Here is a 15,896-nt window from a genome sequence, read left to right as displayed (position 1 = left end):
CCGCGCAAAACGATGCTTCGTGAGGTGCTCCATCACGGAACGTGATTGATCCGATGGGCCAGCCAGTCGCCCGAAGCGGCCTCGATTTCGGTGACGGAAAGATTGTCGATCCTGTGGGAAAAGGCCTCGACCGTCGGGATATTCAGCGCGCGTTCGACATGGCGCAGGATCACGCCGAAATGGCAGATCACGATCAGATCGGGATATCCCGCGGCAATCAGCTTGTCCGTCGCGCCGTCGACCCTTTTGGAAAAGGCGTTCCAGCTTTCCCCTTCGGGCGGTGCGACATCACCCGGCTGATCCCAGAACGCGCGGATATGATCCGGGGCCTGGGCCGAGACTTCGTCGAAATCCTTCATCTCCCATACCCCGAAATGGATCTCGCGCAGGTCGGGCTCTTCGGGAAGCGGCCGTCCCGGCAGGTCGAGCGCCTCGGCCGTCTGCCGGGTGCGCAACATGCCTGAGGTCACGACGGGGGCCTCGGGCAGATGCGCGGCCAGCCTTTCGAAGGCCGCCCTGTCCGAGGTATCCGCCGGAACATCCGACCAGCCCACCATCGCCTTCACATGGGTCGGTGCATGGCGCACGAGCCAAAGCCGCGTCATGCGGGATCACCCTTCAGCACAAGGGGAAGCCCGGCCATCACGGCCACGACCCGATCGGCCCGCGCGGCCAGTCGCTGGTTGAACCCACCCTGGATAATGCGGAACCGCCGGCCCATCGGCGTATCGGGCACCACGCCCTGACCCACCTCGTTCGACACGACCACGACAGGGCAGCCGCAACGATCGAGCGCGTCGAAAGCCTCTGCTTCGGCTGCGTCGATGTCGGCCTCGGCCAGCATCAGGTTGCTGAGCCAAAGTGTCGCACAATCGATCAGGATGCCCTCCGCCCCGCTTGCCCCGTCGATCGCCCCGGCAAGATCGACCGGCGCCTCGATCGTGTGCCAACCCGTCCCGCGGGCGTCCTTGTGGCGGGCAATCTTTTCGGCCATCTCGGCGTCGAAGGCCTGTGCCGTCGCGATATAGACGGGCCGCGCAGCCATCCCGAGCATCAGCTTTTCCGCATAGGCGGATTTTCCCGAACTGGCGCCTCCGATGACGAAGGTAAGCATGTTTCCCGGCAAAGCGACCATCCGTTTTTTGATCCGTTTTCACATTGTCCCCGTAACACTCACAAACGACCCGAAAGGGGTCCCAGACATCAGGGGGAAGCAAATGGCATTCGACGGTGTTTCAGATCAGACCATGTCGCGCAAGGCGATGAAGGCCGAACTTCTCGACGCGGAGACAGAGCTGAGGCTGGCCTATGCCTGGCGCGATGAACGCGACGAGGCGGCCTTGCACCGGCTCATCACGGCGTACATGCGGCTCGCGATTTCCATGGCGTCCAAGTTTCGTCGCTATGGCGCTCCGATGAATGATCTCATCCAGGAGGCGTCTTTGGGCCTGATGAAGGCCGCGGACAAGTTCGATCCGGATCGCGGTGTCCGGTTCTCTACCTATGCCGTGTGGTGGATCAAGGCGTCGATCCAGGATTACGTGATGCGGAACTGGTCGATGGTCCGCACCGGCTCGACCTCGTCGCAGAAGTCGCTGTTCTTCAACATGCGCAGGGTTCAGGCCCGGATCGAGCGTGAGGCCTCTGCCGAAGGGCGGCAGGTCGAAAGCCACGAGATGCGCCGCCTCATCGCCGAGGAGCTTGGCGTCCCCGAGCATGACGTCGAGATGATGCAGGGCCGGCTGTCCGGGTCAGACTTCTCGCTCAACGCGACGCAATCGACCGAGGACGAGGGCCGCGAATGGATCGAGGCGCTCGAGGACGACAGCCAGCAGGCCGCCGAGACCGTCGAGAACGATCATGACAACGCGACCCTGCGGGAATGGCTCCTTCATGCGCTGTCGGCCCTGAACGAGCGCGAACGTTTCATCGTTCAGGAACGCAAACTGCGCGAAGAGCCCCGGACCCTCGAAAGCCTCGGCAACGAGCTGGGCCTGTCGAAAGAGCGTGTGCGCCAGCTTGAGGCCGCGGCCTTTGGCAAGATGCGCAAGAACCTCGAAGGTCAGTCGGGCGAAGTGCTCAATTTCCTGAACTGAACGGGCGCCGGGCGAGATTGCTCTTGCCCGGCAAACTCCCTAGGGTCATCGCCGGACCAAGGGCGAGGCGGCGATGCTTTCCGGCAAGAGAATACTGCTGATCGTGGGTGGCGGGATCGCGGCCTTCAAGTCGCTTGACCTCGCGCGCCGGTTGCGGGAACGCGGTGCCAGTGTCACGCCGGTTCTGACGCGCGCCGGCGCTGAATTCGTCACCCCACTGAGCTTGTCGGCCCTGTGCGGCCAGAAGGTCTATCGCGATCTTTTCGATCTGACCGACGAGGCAGAAATGGGCCATATCGAATTGTCCCGTGCCGCCGATCTGGTCGTGGTGGCGCCTGCGACCGCCGACCTGATGGCCAAGATGGCCGGCGGCCATGCCGATGATCTGGCGTCCACCCTGCTGATGGCGACGGACAAACGGGTGCTGATTGCACCCGCGATGAATGTGCGGATGTGGGATCACCCGGCAACGCAGCGCAACCTCGCGACATTGCAGGGCGACGGCATTCTGACTGTCGGCCCGAATGAAGGCGACATGGCCTGCGGCGAATATGGCCCCGGCCGCATGGCCGAGCCGCTGGAAATCGTCGAGGCGATCGGTGCGGCGCTGAACGATGGCCCGCTGCGCGGCAAACGCATCATCGTCACGTCCGGCCCGACGCACGAGCCCATCGATCCCGTCCGATATATCGCGAACCGGTCGTCCGGCGCGCAGGGCACGGCGATCGCGCGCGCCTTGTCTGCGCTGGGCGCCGAGGTTGTCTTTGTGACGGGCCCCGCCGATATTCCGCCCCCCGAGGGCGTCGAGATCGTCAGGGTGCAGACCGCCCAGCAGATGCTGGAGGCCGTGATGGCCGCGCATCCCGCCGATGGGGCCGTCTTTGCTGCTGCCGTCGCCGATTGGCGCGTCGATGGCGAAGCCACGCAAAAGATCAAGAAGACGGGAACGGGCCTGCCCACGCTCAAGTTCCTGGAAAACCCCGACATTCTTGCGACCGTGTCGCAGCAGGGCGAGGGCCGGCCGGCCCTTGTCGTGGGTTTCGCTGCCGAGACCGAGAAGGTCGTCGAACACGCGACCGCGAAACGCGACCGCAAGGGCTGCGACTGGATCGTGGCCAATGACGTCTCTCCGGCGACGGGGATCATGGGCGGTGCGGAAAATGCCGTGACGATCATCGACGAGGGTGGCGCCGAAAGCTGGCCCCGGATGAGCAAGGACGATGTGGCCCGCAAGATCGCCGCGCGTATTGCCGGGGCGCTGGTCTGAGATGATCCCGATCCGGATTTGCCGCTCAAGCTGGGCCGACCCGACCGTGCCGCTGCCCGAATATCAGACCGGCGGCGCGGCAGGCGCCGATCTGCGCGCCAACCTGCCGCCTGAAATCCGGGCCGATGGCCTGAGAATTGCCCCCATGGCCCGGGCGCTGGTGCCCACCGGCCTGCGCATGGCGATCCCCGCGGGTCACGAGGTGCAGGTGCGCCCCAGATCGGGGCTGGCCCTGAAACATGGTCTCACGCTGGTCAATGCGCCTGGCACGATTGACAGCGATTATCGCGGCGAGGTTGGCGTGATCATGATCAATCTCGGGTCCGAGGCCTACACGATCACCCATGCAGAACGGATCGCGCAGATCGTCGTGGCCCCGGTTCTCAGGGCCACGTTCGACGAGGTCGCCGATCTTGACGAGACAGAGCGCGGACAGGGCGGCTTCGGCTCCACGGGGCGCAGCGCATGATCCTTGTCGGCGTGATGATCGCGACCCTCTGGGGGATCGGCTGGGTCATGGGCGCACCGGTGCGCGCAAGGCTGATCATGATCGGCATCCTGATGGCTGGGGTGATGATCATCCAGCTGACGCTCCCGCAGGGTCACCCGCTGCGCGAGGCGACGGGCTCCGATCCGCGGCTGTGGCTTCTTCTGGTCGCGTTCGCGGTTGCGGTCTGGCTGTATCGCCGTGGCCTGCTCTGGCTGCGAGACCGTGCCCGGCCCGCACCGGACGAACCGGCCAGCAAGACCGGCACCTTCGGCGCGGCTGAATTGTCGCGCTATGCCCGGCAGATCGTTCTGCGCGAAATCGGTGGTCCGGGGCAGAAGGCCCTGAAGGATGCGAAGGTCCTGATCGTGGGTGCGGGCGGGCTGGGCTCGCCGGCGCTGCAATACCTGGCAGGTGCCGGTCTCGGCACGATCGGTGTGATCGACGATGACGTCGTCGATGGATCGAACCTTGCGCGGCAGGTCATCCACCTCGATGCGCGGATCGGCGATCCGAAGGTGTTTTCCGCCGCCGATGCGATCCGCGCCCAGAACCCCTTTGTCGAGGTGCGCCCCTACAATCGCCGCCTGACCGAAGAGATCGCAACCGACCTGATCGCCGAATACGATCTGGTCCTCGACGGGTCGGACAATTTCGCCACGCGCTACATGGTCAACCGGGTATCCGCACGGCTGGGCAAACCGCTGATCGCCGCGGCCCTGACCCAGTGGGAGGGGCAGATCAGCGTTTATGATCCGGCCTCCGGCACGCCGTGCTACGAATGTGTCTTTCCAGAAGCGCCCGATCCGGCCCTCGTGCCCACCTGTGCCGAGGCCGGTGTTCTTGGCCCGCTGCCCGGTGTCGTGGGCGCGATCATGGCGGTCGAGGCCATCAAGGCAATCACCGGCGCGGGTGAGGGGCTGCGCGGCCGCCTGATGATCTATGATGCGCTTTACGCCGAGACCCGTACCATTGCCGTGCGGCCACGCGCGGATTGCCCGATTTGCGGCCATTCGGCGCCCGTCTGATCCGCGCGCCCTTTCCCTTCGCCGGGGCGACACCTAGGTTCCTGTCCAAAGGAGATCACCGATGACAAACCCGCTTCTCGAGGATTGGACGACACCCTTCGGCCTGCCGCCGTTCGATCGCATCACCGATGACGATTTCGGCCCCGCCGTCGATGCGGCACTGGACGAGGCCCGCGCAACGATCACGGCCATCGCGCAGAACGCCGACGCACCCACCTTCGCCAATACGATCGAGGCGCTGGAACGCGCGGACACGCGGCTCGGTCAGGTTCTGGGTGCGTTCTTTTCGCTCGCCGGGGCCGACAGCAATGACGCGCGGCAGGCGCTTCAGCGGGATTTTGCACCGAAACTGTCGGCCTATGGCTCCGAGATCACCTCGAATCGGGCGCTGTTCGACCGGATCGAGACCCTGTGGCAGGCGCGTGACACGTTGGACCTCAGCCCCGAACAGGCGCGCGTTCTGATGCTGACCCGCCGCGGCTTCGTGCGTGCGGGCGCCCAGCTCGAAGGGGCCGAGGCCGACCGCCTGAAAGAGGTGAAAAGCAGGCTCGCCGTTCTGGGCACCAGCTTTACCCAGAACCTTCTGGCCGATGAAAAGAACTGGGAGATGAAGCTTTCCGAGGCCGATCTAGAGGGTCTGCCGGGCTTTGTCGTCTCGGCCGCGCGCGCGGCGGGCGAGGCGCGGGGGGCAGGCGGGCCGGTGGTGACGCTTTCGCGGTCGCTGATCGTGCCGTTCCTGCAATTCTCCCCCCGCCGCGATCTGCGCAAGACCGCCTACGAAGCCTGGGCCGCGCGCGGCGCCAACGGGGGCGAGACCGACAACCGCGGCATCGCGGCTGAGACCCTTGCCCTGCGCGAAGAACGGGCAAAGCTTCTGGGCTATGACACCTTCGCCGATTACAAGCTCGAGACCGAGATGGCCGGCACCCCCGAAGCCGTGCGCGACCTTCTCATGGAGGTCTGGACACCTGCGCACGCCGCGGCGACGGCCGACGCCGACATCCTCGAGCGCATGTTACATGCGGACGGTGAAACCGGCCCGCTCGAGCCGTGGGACTGGCGCTATTATTCCGAAAAGCGGCGGCAGGCGGAACACGACCTCGATGAAACCGCTCTGAAGCCTTATCTGCAACTCGACCGGATGGTCGAGGCAGCCTTCGATTGCGCGAACCGACTGTTCGGGCTCGAATTTGCCGAGGTCACCGACGCCCCGCGCTATCATCCCGATGTCCGGATGTGGGAGGTTACCCGCGAGGGCCGGCATATGGCCGTCTTCATTGCCGATTACTTCGCGCGTGGATCAAAGCGGTCGGGGGCGTGGTGCTCTGCCATGCGCTCGCAGCAGCGGCTCGAGGGCGAGGTCCGGCCTCTTGTCGTCAATGTCTGCAATTTCGCCAAGCCTGCCGAGGGGGAACCGGCGCTTCTGTCCTATGACGATGCGCGCACGCTGTTCCACGAATTCGGCCATGCCCTGCACCAGATGCTGTCGGATGTGACTTACGAATCCATCTCGGGCACCTCGGTCGCGCGCGATTTCGTCGAATTGCCGAGCCAGCTTTATGAACACTGGCTCGAAGTGCCCGAAGTTCTGCGCCAATTCGCGACCCATGCCGAAACCGGCGAGCCGATGCCGCAGGACATGCTTGACCGGATGCTGGCCGCGGCCACCTATGACATGGGCTTCCAGACGGTCGAATACGTGGCCTCTGCGCTGGTGGACCTTGAATTCCACAACGGCCCCGCGCCTGCCGATCCGATGCAGAAGCAGGCCGAAATCCTCGAGGCAATCGGAATGCCGCGCGCCATCGGGATGCGCCACGCGACCCCGCATTTCGCGCATGTCTTCGCCGGTGACGGCTATTCCAGCGGCTATTATAGCTACATGTGGTCCGAGGTCATGGATGCCGACGCCTTCGCAGCCTTTGACGAGGCAGGCGATCCCTTCGATGCCGCGCTTGCGCGCAAACTCGAGGAAACGGTGCTGTCATCCGGCGGGTCGGTCGATGCGGCCGAGCTCTATACCGCCTTCCGGGGTCGGATGCCGGGGGTCGAGCCGCTGTTGAAGGGGCGCGGCCTGATCGCGGCCTGATCCTCAGTTCTTCGACGGATCGTCGGGGTGGGGGGCAACCCCCACCGGATCCTTGTGGATCAGGACATCCGCCTTCGGGTGATGCCGGATGATCTCGCGCCGCAAGGCCGCGCCGATGGCATGCGCCTCGTTCAGCGATTGCGTGCCGTCCAGTTCGATATGCAGGTTGACGAAGATCGTGCTGCCCGACTGTCGGGTCTTGAGGTCGTGGAACCCCTCGACACCCGGGAAATCGCCCGCGATCTGCGCGATACTGGCGATCATCTCGGGGTCGGCCTGCCGGTCCATCAGCGCGTCCCACGCGCCCTTGCCGATCCGCAGGGCGCCCGCGGCAAGAAACAGGGCCGCCCCCAGCGCCACGATGCTGTCGATCTGGCCAAATCCCAGTGCCGCCGACGCCCAGAGCGCGAACAGCGCGCCGATGTTTGGGATCAGGTCACCGATGTAGTGCAGGCTGTCGGCGCGCACCACACGGTTCCCGGTCCTGCGCGCCACACGTCTTTGCCACCAGACCAGCCCCCCGGTCAGCAGGATCGAAAAGATGATGACCGCCATGCCCTTCGCCTCTTCGCGGGGCAGGGGGGAGGTACCGTCGATCAGCCGCAGGATCGCGGTCACTCCGATCACCATGGATGACACAAGAATGAACAATGTCTGGCCAAGTGCGGCCAGGTCCTCGGCCGAGGAATGGCCAAAGGCATGGTCGTCATCGGCGGGTTTCGCCGCATAGGCGATCGCGGCGAGCCCGCCCAGCGACATCATCAGGTCCAGCCCGCTATCGGCCAGCGTTGCGGCCACCGACAGCGATCCCGTCACGGCAAAGGCCCAAAGCTTCGCCAGCACGAGGATCAGCGCAACGGACACGGACAAAAGCCCTGCGCTGAGATTGAGCCGTGTTTCGGATTGCCTGTCGCTCATCGACCCGATCGCCTTTCGCTGGACCCGCATGATCGGCTCTTTGGTTGCGGATTCCAATCCCGCAAGATGCCGCGTCCCAGCCTGTCAGATCTGGTCTGACCGGGGAGAGGCCCTAGTCGCGAATCTCGTCAGGCTCAACACCCCAAAGGGCTGTCTTGGGCGCCCAGCCGCGATATCCGCCGGCCGCGATGCGGCACCAGTCGATGGTGCATTCGTCGAGCCGCGCGATCACGCCGGCTTCCAGCTGTGCCGCGACCGGCGCATCGGCATCCGGGCGGCGCAGCAGGGGGAGCATGTCCTCGTCGACGATGACGGATCTGTTGCCCGAGATCAGAGCGTAATGCACCCAGCCGCCGATCCCCTCTCGGTCGATCACGCGGCGCCAATGGCCGTATTCGGCCGTGACCTGCAACGGCATGCCCCGCCGCACGAAGACCCAGTCGATCCGGTGGCTCAGCGATGGTCCGCGCCGGACATTGCCCTCATCGGTCTTGAGAGACACGAATCGTGGCAGCGGCAGATTGGTCTCGGGCCCGATTTCGGGCGGCGCAAGGCTCGTGGGGATGGCCACGGTCTCTTCGCGTTCCGGTTCCGGCACGGCGTTCGAGGTGGGCACCACGGCCGGCAGTTCCACGGTCGGAGGCATCTCAGGGCCGATCATGGCCCGCGCTTCCACCACATCAGGGCGCGCCTGAGGCCGCATCACCTCGGCATTCGCCTGCCCGGTAAAGGTTGCAACGACAAGCAACGCAACGGCGCCCAGCCGAAATCCCAGCATGTCTTTCAAAGGTCACTGCCCCTCATTCGCGCGATGTTCTTGTGCCTCGCGTCTCTATCGCTAACCTGCCACCGACTGGCGTCGTGGAAAAGCGAAGGAGCATCGGGCATGCCATCGAAACGGTTGAGTGTTGTCGTCACGCGACGGTTGCCCGAGCCGGTCGAGACTCGGATGAAGGAATTGTTCGACGTTCGACTGAGGGAAGACGACGCGCCGATGACGCGCGAAGCGATCGTGGCAGCGGTGCAGGAGGCCGATGTTCTTGTGCCCACGATCACCGACCGGATCGACGCGACGCTTCTTGCGCAGGCAGGAGACCGGCTGAAACTGGTCGCCAATTACGGCGCGGGCGTCGATCATATCGACGTGGCCACGGCGCGCCAGCGGGGCATTCTGGTGTCGAATACGCCGGGCGTTCTGACCGAGGACACTGCCGATATGGCGATGGCGCTTCTGCTGGCGGTGATCCGGCGCATTCCGGAGGGTCTTGCCCTCATGCAATCGGGCAAATGGCAGGGCTGGTCGCCCACTTCGATGCTGGGCGGGCGCGTGGCGGGCCGCCGGCTGGGCATCCTTGGCATGGGGCGGATCGGACAGGCGCTGGCCCGGCGCGCGCGCGCGTTCGGAATGCAGATCCATTACCACAACCGCAAACGCCTGCGCCCCGAGATCGAAGACGAGCTGGAGGCCACCTATTGGGAAAGCCTCGATCAGATGGTGGCCCGGATCGACGTCCTGTCGATCAACTGCCCGCATACGCCCTCGACCTTCCACCTGATGAATGCGCGCCGGCTCAAGCTGATGAAGCCTACGGGCGTGATCGTGAATACCTCGCGCGGCGAGGTGATCGACGAAAACGCGCTGACCCGGATGTTGCGCGCGGGCGAACTGGCCGGCGCGGGGCTCGATGTGTTCGAACATGGAACCGAGATAAATCCCCGCCTGCGGGAGCTGCCCAATTGCGTGCTTCTGCCGCATATGGGCTCCGCCACGGTCGAGGGCCGCGCCGAGATGGGCGAAAAGGTTCTGATCAACATCAAGACCTTCGAAGACGGCCATCGCCCGCCTGATCTGGTTGTGCCCGCGATGCTCTGACCCGGCGGCGCGGATTTCACGGAATCATCGCTCACTTGCGCGATTCCTGCCGAACCCTTCCACGAGGTTCATCGGTATGAGGCGGTCCGAGGTGTCCGTATGCGTGTGGCTGTCGGTTTTGAGGTCCTGTTCGGTTTGGGGCTGATAAGGGCGGCCGCAATGTTCGCCCCCGAAGGCACGGGCGGACGTGTTTCGGGTGCGGTGGGCGATTTCATCTAGGCCGAGGCCCGGGATTACGAGGCAACCGGCGGAGACACCCGTGGCGAGCGCCGTTGGGGCCGGTTCATGAACGGGCACTTTCCCATGAAGGACGGTATCCTGCGCGGCACGCCCGATGATGCGCTGGCGATCCTCGCAGGATTCGATCTTGGCGGCCTTCTGGCTGAGCTGCCGGAAACCGGCGCCGTTCAGACCGCGAGGAACTGAGTTCGCCCTAGCGCCAAGCGACGTCGCATTCCTGCCGTCAATGATCGGCAATCTTGTGCTATCGGCTCCTTGAATCGCCAGTCTGAGCGGCGACACCATCTCGGGAGTGAGTCGAGCCATGAAAAGCCAAGTCAAAGCGCTCGTCGTTGGCGGCGGTGCCGTCGGAACGTCCATCGCCTACCATCTGGCCCGGGCGGGCTGGGACGATGTCATGCTGCTTGAACGCGACGAGCTGACTTCAGGCTCCACCTGGCACGCGGCGGGCCTCTTGCCCTATTTCAACATGAGCTATGCGACCACGCATATCCACGACTACTCGATCAAGTTCTACAAGACCCTCGAGGACGAGACGGGTCTGAACGCGGGGTTCTACGTTGTGGGCAACCTGCGCATGGCGCAGTCCAGGGCCCGGATGGACGAATACATGGTCTATGCCGCCACGGCCGAGACCGTTGACGTGCCTTTCGAATGGATGACCCCCGCCCAGATCAAGGACCGCTGGCCGCTGGTGCGCACCGACGATCTGGAAGGCGCGATCTATCACCCGACGGATGGCTATATCAATCCGGCGGACGTGACGATGGCGATGGCCAAGGGCGCGCGTCAGCGCGGCGTCTCGATCGAACGGAAATGGCAGGCCGATGCCTATGAATGGCAGGGCGATCATTGGGCGGTCACGCTGACCAAGATGGTGGAAAAGGGCGGCAACCTCGTCCCCTCGGACGAGACGATGGTGATCCGGGCCGAACATGTGGTGACGGCCACCGGCAACCATGCGCAACGCACCGCGCGCCTGCTGGGGATCAAGACGCCGGCGATCCCGGTCGAACATCAGTTCATCGTGACCGAGCCCGATCCTGCGCTTGTCGAATACCGCAAGGAGAACGGCGAACACCCCGTTCTGAGGGATGCCGATGCCAAGTGGTATGTCCGCGAGGAACGGGGCGGCTGGATCCTCGGACCCTATGAGCGGAACGCGCCTGCGCGGTTCGAATACGGCGTGCCCGACAGCTTCCGTGCCGACCTGTTTCCTCTCGATCTGGACCGGATCGAAGAGGAATACATGTCGATGATCCACCGCATCCCCTCGTCCGAGACGGTGGGCCTCAAGGACGATTACAACGGCCCGATCTGCTATACTCCCGACGGCAACCCGCTTTTGGGTCCCGCGCCAGGCCTGCGCAACATGTGGCTGGCCGAAGGGTTCTCTTTCGGGATCACGGCGGCCGGCGGGGCCGGCAAATACCTCGCCGACCTGATGGTCGAAGGCGAGGCCGAGATCGACATGGCCTCTCTCGATCCGCGCCGCTTTGGCAGCTGGATGACGACCGAATACGCCGCCCGCAAGAACGAAGAGGCGTATGAACATGTCTACATCCTCCACCACCCTGACGAGGAACGCCCTGCCTGCCGCCCGCTGCGCACTGCGCCGGCCTATGACCGGCAAAAGGCGCTGGGCGCGCAGTTCGGCTGCGTCAACGGGTTCGAGCGGCCGAATTATTACGGCCCCCTCGATGCGGACGACAATTTCGACCATGACGCGCGGTCCTTCCGCCGGGGCGGTTGGTGGCAATACGCCGTTGAAGAAGCGAAGGCGATCCGCGAAGGCGTCGGACTGATCGACGCCTCTGCCTTTACCAAGCACCGGCTGACCGGGCCGGGCGCGACGGCGTTTCTGGACTGGTTCACCTGCAACAAGCTGCCCAAGGTCGGCCGCATCAACCTGACCTATGCCTTGACGGCGCATGGCACGACGCGCACCGAATACACGATCGTGCGCGAGGCCGAGAACGATTACTACCTCGTCTCTGCCGGCGCCTGGACCGATTACGACCAGGATTTCCTCTACAAGGCCATTGCCGACAAGGAAGAGGAATTCGGCCGCATCAACGAAGAAGATGTGACCACGCGCTGGGGTGTCTTCGCCATTGCCGGGCCGAAATCGCGCGACGTTCTGAGGGAGCTGATCAAGGATGCCGATCCCGACAGCGCGCTGTCGAACAAGCGCTTCCCCTGGCTGTGCGTGCGCAACATCGAGCTGGGCATGTGCCCGGTCAAGGCGATCCGCGTTGCCTATACTGGGGAGCTGGGCTGGGAGCTGCACCACCCGATCGAGATGCAGACCTATCTCTGGGATCAGCTGATGGCTGCCGGCGAAAAACACGGGATGAAGCTGGTGGGCGCGCGCGCGCAGAACTGGCTCCGGCAGGAGAAATCCTATCGTGCGTTCGGCAACGAACTGGGCCGCGACGCGACCCCGCTCGAGGCCGATCTGCCCCGCTTTGTCGACCTGTCGAAGGAGTTTCACGGCAAAAGCGCGATGGAGGAAACGGGCATCCGCTCCAAATGCGTGACGCTTCTGATCGACGGGCCGGAGGATGCCGACCCCTGGGGGCGCGAGGCGCTCTATGACGGCGACACGCGGGTCGGGCGCCTGACCTCGGGCGGCTATTCGGTGGCCTTCGGCAAATCCATCGGCATGGGCTATGTCCGCCCCGATCTTGCGGTGCCCGGGACACGACTCAAGGTTCGGATGCTGCGCGAATTGTGGGATGCCGAGATCGTCGAGGACAGCCCCCATGATCCGGCCAACGCACGGATCAGGCAGGACGGCTAGGGCGCCTGCGCGTCTGCCGCGCGGTGTCCCGTCCGCCCAAGGCCTGGCGGGGCCGCGCGGCTTACTGCTTTCGCGCGGTCGTCTTGTTGCCGTTGCGGCGCAAGAGAACCCGGATCCACACGATCAGCCGTCCCACCGGGCGCTGAAGGGGCGGGATATCGATCGCCAGAAGCAACAGGCCCGCAGGCAACATCCACAAGCCCAGGATCGGCAGGATCGAGAACACGCCGCCCAGCACCAGAAGGAACGCGACCGGCACGCGCACCGGGCGCCAGCGCTTCTTGCTGATCCATTCCAGCCCACGGGCAATGCGCGGGTTCTCCTGCCTCAGAATCCGGAACTGACGTTGGAACCGGGCACGGGCCTTGCGGGTGGAGGAAAGCTGCATATCCGCCCTCATGTGGGGGTGGAGACCCTGTGGATCAAGCCGGCTCATAACTTGCGGAACACGAAGGCAAGGTTGTTGGCCGGCATCTCGCAGTCTTCGATCGAACTCAGGCCATGGGTCGTCATGCACTCCCTGACCCAGGCCGCATCCTTGTAGCCGATCGCACTGTCCTGCGCCCGCAGGCTTGCGTCGAACGCGCGGTCTCCCTCGCTCGTGGCCTCGCCGTTTCGCAGGAACGGACCATAGATCACCGCCACCCCGCCCGGCGCGAGGCAGCCCGCGATTTCGGTCAGAACCGTCTTGGCGGCCGATTCCGGGATCAGGTGCAGAAGGTTGACCAGAACGATCAGATCGGCCGGTGCCTCAGAGGATGACCAGCCGGGGTTCGCGGCGTTCAGATCATCGGCGGGCGCCACGTGGGTCAGACCTTCGGCGGCGGCCCAGGCATCTATCGAGCGGCGCCTTTGGGCGTCGATATCCGTGGGGTGCCAGCGCAGTCCGGGCAGGGCGGCGGCCAGCGCCACGACATGTTCGCCGGTGCCCGACGCGATCTCGAGCGCCCGACCGGCCTCGGGTGCGTGCCGCGCGACCAGTTCCACGATCGCGGCGCGATTGCGCAGCGCCGAGGGCGCCGACATACGTCCGTCTTCTGCGGGCACAGGCGCATCCGGAAGCCGCAACGAGCCGGTCATCGGAGCCTCTCCGGCCGGAGACGCGCGACCATCTCGGGGTCAAGCTCGGGCGGTCGTCCGGCAACGAGGTCGGCGATCAGCGCGCTTGCCGCGGGCGAGGTCTGGATGCCGTAGCCGCCCTGACAGGCCGACCAGATGAAGCTGGGATCGATTGGGTCGGGGCCGAGAACAAGGTTCCGGTCCGGGGCAAAGGTCCGCAATCCGGCCCAGTTCGACAACAGCCGCGTGACCGGTTCCGTCACATGGGCCTCGTATCGGGCCAGTCCTTCGGCAAGCACCATGTCATCGGCCCAGGCGTCATGCGGTTCGGCCGCGTCTTCGTCAGCGGGCGAGACCAGCAGAGCGCCGGCGTCGGGCTTTGCATACCACGCCTCTCTCAGGCCCATGACCATCGGCCAGTGGCTTACGTCATGGCCGCCCGGCGCGGGAAGCCGCGCCATCGACCGCCGGTAGGGTGTCACCCCCAGCGGCACGATCCCCGCCAGCCCGGCGATCACGTCGACCCAGGCACCTGCCGCATTGACGATGTTGCGGGCCGAAAGCACCTCGTCGCCTGTCGTCACCTCCCAGCCATGGGTGGTGCGGGCGATCGCGGAGACCTCATGCCCGGTCCGGACCTCGCCACCGTTTGCCCTGACCTCGGATGCGAAGTTCTGGATCAGCCGATCGGTGTCGATGTCCCATGCATCGGGTCGGTGCCCGACCCGGGCCGTCGCGCCCCCGAGTATCGGCAAGAGCGCGCGGCCTCCGTCAAGACCCACCTCCTCCATACCCATGACGGCCAGTTCCGCCTCGAATTGTTCATCGTCGCCCTCAGAGCCCACGATCATCAGGCCCCGCGGGCTCAGAACGCCGCCATTGGCCTCCATGTGATAGGATTTGCTGGCGCGGTTCAGCGCGATCGTCGAGGGCAGGCCATACGTCTCTTCGAACATCGCAGCCGACCGGCCCGAGGCATGATAGCCAAGCCCCGTTTCACGCTCGAGCAGAACGACATGGCCAAGATGCGACAGGCGGGCGCCCGCCGAGACCCCCGCGATCCCGCCGCCGATAACGAGAAAGTCGATCATGCCTCTTCGAGCCTGTCTGTCGCCGGGGGTGGCGTGATCGACAGCGCCGAGATCCGGTCGCGAAGTTCGGGCGTCATGGGAAACTCGATTGCGTCGAGAGAGGGTTTCAGCTGCGCCACGTTCCGCGCCGAGATGATCGGTATCGGACCTGTCGGATGCGCCGCGACCCACGCCACGGCCAGCGTGGCGGGCGAGGTTCCGACCTCTTCGGCGAGACGGGCAAGGCCCGCCGCCGTCTCGCGCATCCAGTCGGGCGAATAGCGCTTGGCATACATCGCATTCTCGACCACCCGGCCGGAGGCGTCGGGACGGCTGTACTTGCCTGTCAGGAGCCCCCCGCCCAAGGGCGAATAGGGCAGGACGGCGATCCCCTGATCGGCGGCCATGGGCAGGATTTCGACCTCGGCCTGCCGCTTCACAAGGTTGTACATCGGCTGGATGGCGTCGATCCGCGTCCCGAGGTCCTTGCAGATGGCCTGTGCCTTCATCACCTGCCATGCGGCATAGTTCGACACACCGATATGGCGGATCAGACCGGCCTTCTGCCAGTCGCGCAGCAGGGCGAACTGGGTCTCCAGCGGGGTCGCGCCCTGAAACCGGTGCAGGTAGAGCAGATCGACATAGTCGAGCCCGTTCTGCCGACGGGACTGGTCGAACTGGGCTTGCAGGCTCTCGGTCGTGCCGCCGCCGTCATAGCCGATCTTCGTTGCGACATAGATCGCATCACGGTCTTCGGCGGCCAACATGCCCAGAATCCGTTCGGACGCGCCGTCGGTATAGCCGACGGCCGTATCGAAATGGGTGATGCCCGCGGCGCGGCAGGCATCGTACATGGCGCGCGATTCAGCTTCGTCGGCAGCGTCGCCGAACTGCATTGTTCCGAAGGCAAAAAGCGAAGCGGGGGTGCCCGAAGTTAATGTAAGGTCTGTCATGTCGACTTCGTGC

At 65.0% G+C, this 15,896-nt stretch carries 16 protein-coding genes; 8 read left to right on the top strand and 8 right to left on the bottom strand.

Annotated elements, in window-relative coordinates; translation table 11 throughout:
* Positions 1 to 32: 32 nt before the first annotated feature.
* The gene (locus EP376_RS07760) at positions 33 to 605 is read right to left on the bottom strand and encodes a histidine phosphatase family protein (protein WP_127654996.1); all 573 of its coding nucleotides are present in this window, start codon (positions 603 to 605) and stop codon (positions 33 to 35) included.
* A complete protein-coding gene (gene cobU / locus EP376_RS07755; protein WP_238928691.1) occupies positions 602 to 1,114 on the bottom strand; it encodes a bifunctional adenosylcobinamide kinase/adenosylcobinamide-phosphate guanylyltransferase in 513 nt (170 codons plus the stop codon). Before cobU ends, EP376_RS07760 begins: the two co-directional genes overlap by 4 nt.
* Before the next feature lie 103 nt (positions 1,115 to 1,217).
* Here cobU and EP376_RS07750 point away from each other — a divergent pair, with 103 nt between their 5' ends.
* The 5 genes from EP376_RS07750 to EP376_RS07730 all read left to right on the top strand — a co-directional run bounded on the left by EP376_RS07750 (position 1,218) and on the right by EP376_RS07730 (position 6,967).
* Positions 1,218 to 2,096 carry an RNA polymerase factor sigma-32 gene (locus tag EP376_RS07750; RefSeq protein ID WP_127654994.1) on the top strand — a complete coding sequence of 293 codons (879 nt, stop codon included), beginning with the start codon at positions 1,218 to 1,220 and terminating at the stop codon, positions 2,094 to 2,096.
* Between the two features lie 73 nt (positions 2,097 to 2,169).
* The gene (gene coaBC / locus EP376_RS07745; RefSeq protein ID WP_127654993.1) at positions 2,170 to 3,363 is read left to right on the top strand and encodes a bifunctional phosphopantothenoylcysteine decarboxylase/phosphopantothenate--cysteine ligase CoaBC; all 1,194 of its coding nucleotides are present in this window, start codon (positions 2,170 to 2,172) and stop codon (positions 3,361 to 3,363) included.
* Between the two features lies 1 nt (position 3,364).
* The gene (gene dut / locus EP376_RS07740; protein ID WP_127654992.1) at positions 3,365 to 3,832 is read left to right on the top strand and encodes a dUTP diphosphatase; all 468 of its coding nucleotides are present in this window, start codon (positions 3,365 to 3,367) and stop codon (positions 3,830 to 3,832) included.
* The gene (locus EP376_RS07735; RefSeq protein ID WP_127654991.1) at positions 3,829 to 4,878 is read left to right on the top strand and encodes a HesA/MoeB/ThiF family protein; all 1,050 of its coding nucleotides are present in this window, start codon (positions 3,829 to 3,831) and stop codon (positions 4,876 to 4,878) included. Before dut ends, EP376_RS07735 begins: the two co-directional genes overlap by 4 nt.
* Positions 4,879 to 4,939: 61 nt before the next feature.
* The gene (locus EP376_RS07730; RefSeq protein WP_127654990.1) at positions 4,940 to 6,967 is read left to right on the top strand and encodes a M3 family metallopeptidase; all 2,028 of its coding nucleotides are present in this window, start codon (positions 4,940 to 4,942) and stop codon (positions 6,965 to 6,967) included.
* A 3-nt stretch (positions 6,968 to 6,970) separates the two neighbouring features.
* On the opposite strand, the gene EP376_RS07725 is transcribed toward EP376_RS07730, so the two are convergent.
* Both EP376_RS07725 and EP376_RS07720 read right to left on the bottom strand, forming a co-directional pair.
* The gene (locus tag EP376_RS07725; RefSeq protein WP_238928690.1) at positions 6,971 to 7,915 is read right to left on the bottom strand and encodes a cation diffusion facilitator family transporter; all 945 of its coding nucleotides are present in this window, start codon (positions 7,913 to 7,915) and stop codon (positions 6,971 to 6,973) included.
* Between the two features lie 82 nt (positions 7,916 to 7,997).
* Positions 7,998 to 8,546: an SH3 domain-containing protein gene (locus EP376_RS07720; RefSeq protein WP_420837123.1), complete on the bottom strand. Its 549-nt coding sequence runs from the start codon at positions 8,544 to 8,546 to the stop codon at positions 7,998 to 8,000.
* 225 nt (positions 8,547 to 8,771) lie between these two features.
* On the opposite strand from EP376_RS07720, the gene EP376_RS07715 reads away from it, so the two are divergent.
* The 3 genes from EP376_RS07715 (at position 8,772) to EP376_RS07710 (ending at position 12,801) form a co-directional block, all read left to right on the top strand.
* The gene (locus EP376_RS07715) at positions 8,772 to 9,758 is read left to right on the top strand and encodes a 2-hydroxyacid dehydrogenase (RefSeq protein WP_127654989.1); all 987 of its coding nucleotides are present in this window, start codon (positions 8,772 to 8,774) and stop codon (positions 9,756 to 9,758) included.
* A gap of 303 nt (positions 9,759 to 10,061) precedes the next feature.
* Positions 10,062 to 10,184, top strand: coding sequence for a hypothetical protein (locus tag EP376_RS23510; RefSeq protein WP_255519447.1), 123 nt, complete (start codon positions 10,062 to 10,064; stop codon positions 10,182 to 10,184).
* Between the two features lie 118 nt (positions 10,185 to 10,302).
* Positions 10,303 to 12,801, top strand: a complete 2,499-nt coding sequence (locus EP376_RS07710; protein ID WP_127654988.1) for a GcvT family protein — start codon at positions 10,303 to 10,305, stop codon at positions 12,799 to 12,801.
* 61 nt (positions 12,802 to 12,862) lie between these two features.
* On the opposite strand, the gene EP376_RS07705 is transcribed toward EP376_RS07710, so the two are convergent.
* The 4 genes from EP376_RS07705 to EP376_RS07690 are packed head-to-tail and all read right to left on the bottom strand — an operon-like array spanning position 12,863 to position 15,883.
* Positions 12,863 to 13,189: a hypothetical protein gene (locus EP376_RS07705; protein ID WP_127654987.1), complete on the bottom strand. Its 327-nt coding sequence runs from the start codon at positions 13,187 to 13,189 to the stop codon at positions 12,863 to 12,865.
* Between the two features lie 44 nt (positions 13,190 to 13,233).
* Complete coding sequence (locus EP376_RS07700) at positions 13,234 to 13,881, bottom strand: DUF938 domain-containing protein (RefSeq protein WP_127654986.1); 648 nt, start codon at positions 13,879 to 13,881, stop codon at positions 13,234 to 13,236.
* Positions 13,878 to 14,951, bottom strand: a complete 1,074-nt coding sequence (locus EP376_RS07695; protein WP_127654985.1) for an NAD(P)/FAD-dependent oxidoreductase — start codon at positions 14,949 to 14,951, stop codon at positions 13,878 to 13,880. Before EP376_RS07695 ends, EP376_RS07700 begins: the two co-directional genes overlap by 4 nt.
* Positions 14,948 to 15,883 (bottom strand): aldo/keto reductase, encoded by a 936-nt coding sequence (locus EP376_RS07690; protein WP_127654984.1) that lies wholly within the window; start codon positions 15,881 to 15,883, stop codon positions 14,948 to 14,950. The genes EP376_RS07695 and EP376_RS07690 overlap by 4 nt, the downstream gene beginning before the upstream one ends.
* Positions 15,884 to 15,896: the final 13 nt, after the last annotated feature.

Origin of the sequence: Alexandriicola marinus, from assembly GCF_004000435.1 — a bacterium.
Classification (GTDB): domain Bacteria; phylum Pseudomonadota; class Alphaproteobacteria; order Rhodobacterales; family Rhodobacteraceae; genus Alexandriicola; species Alexandriicola marinus.
This window is presented reverse-complemented; position numbering and strand designations above follow the sequence as displayed.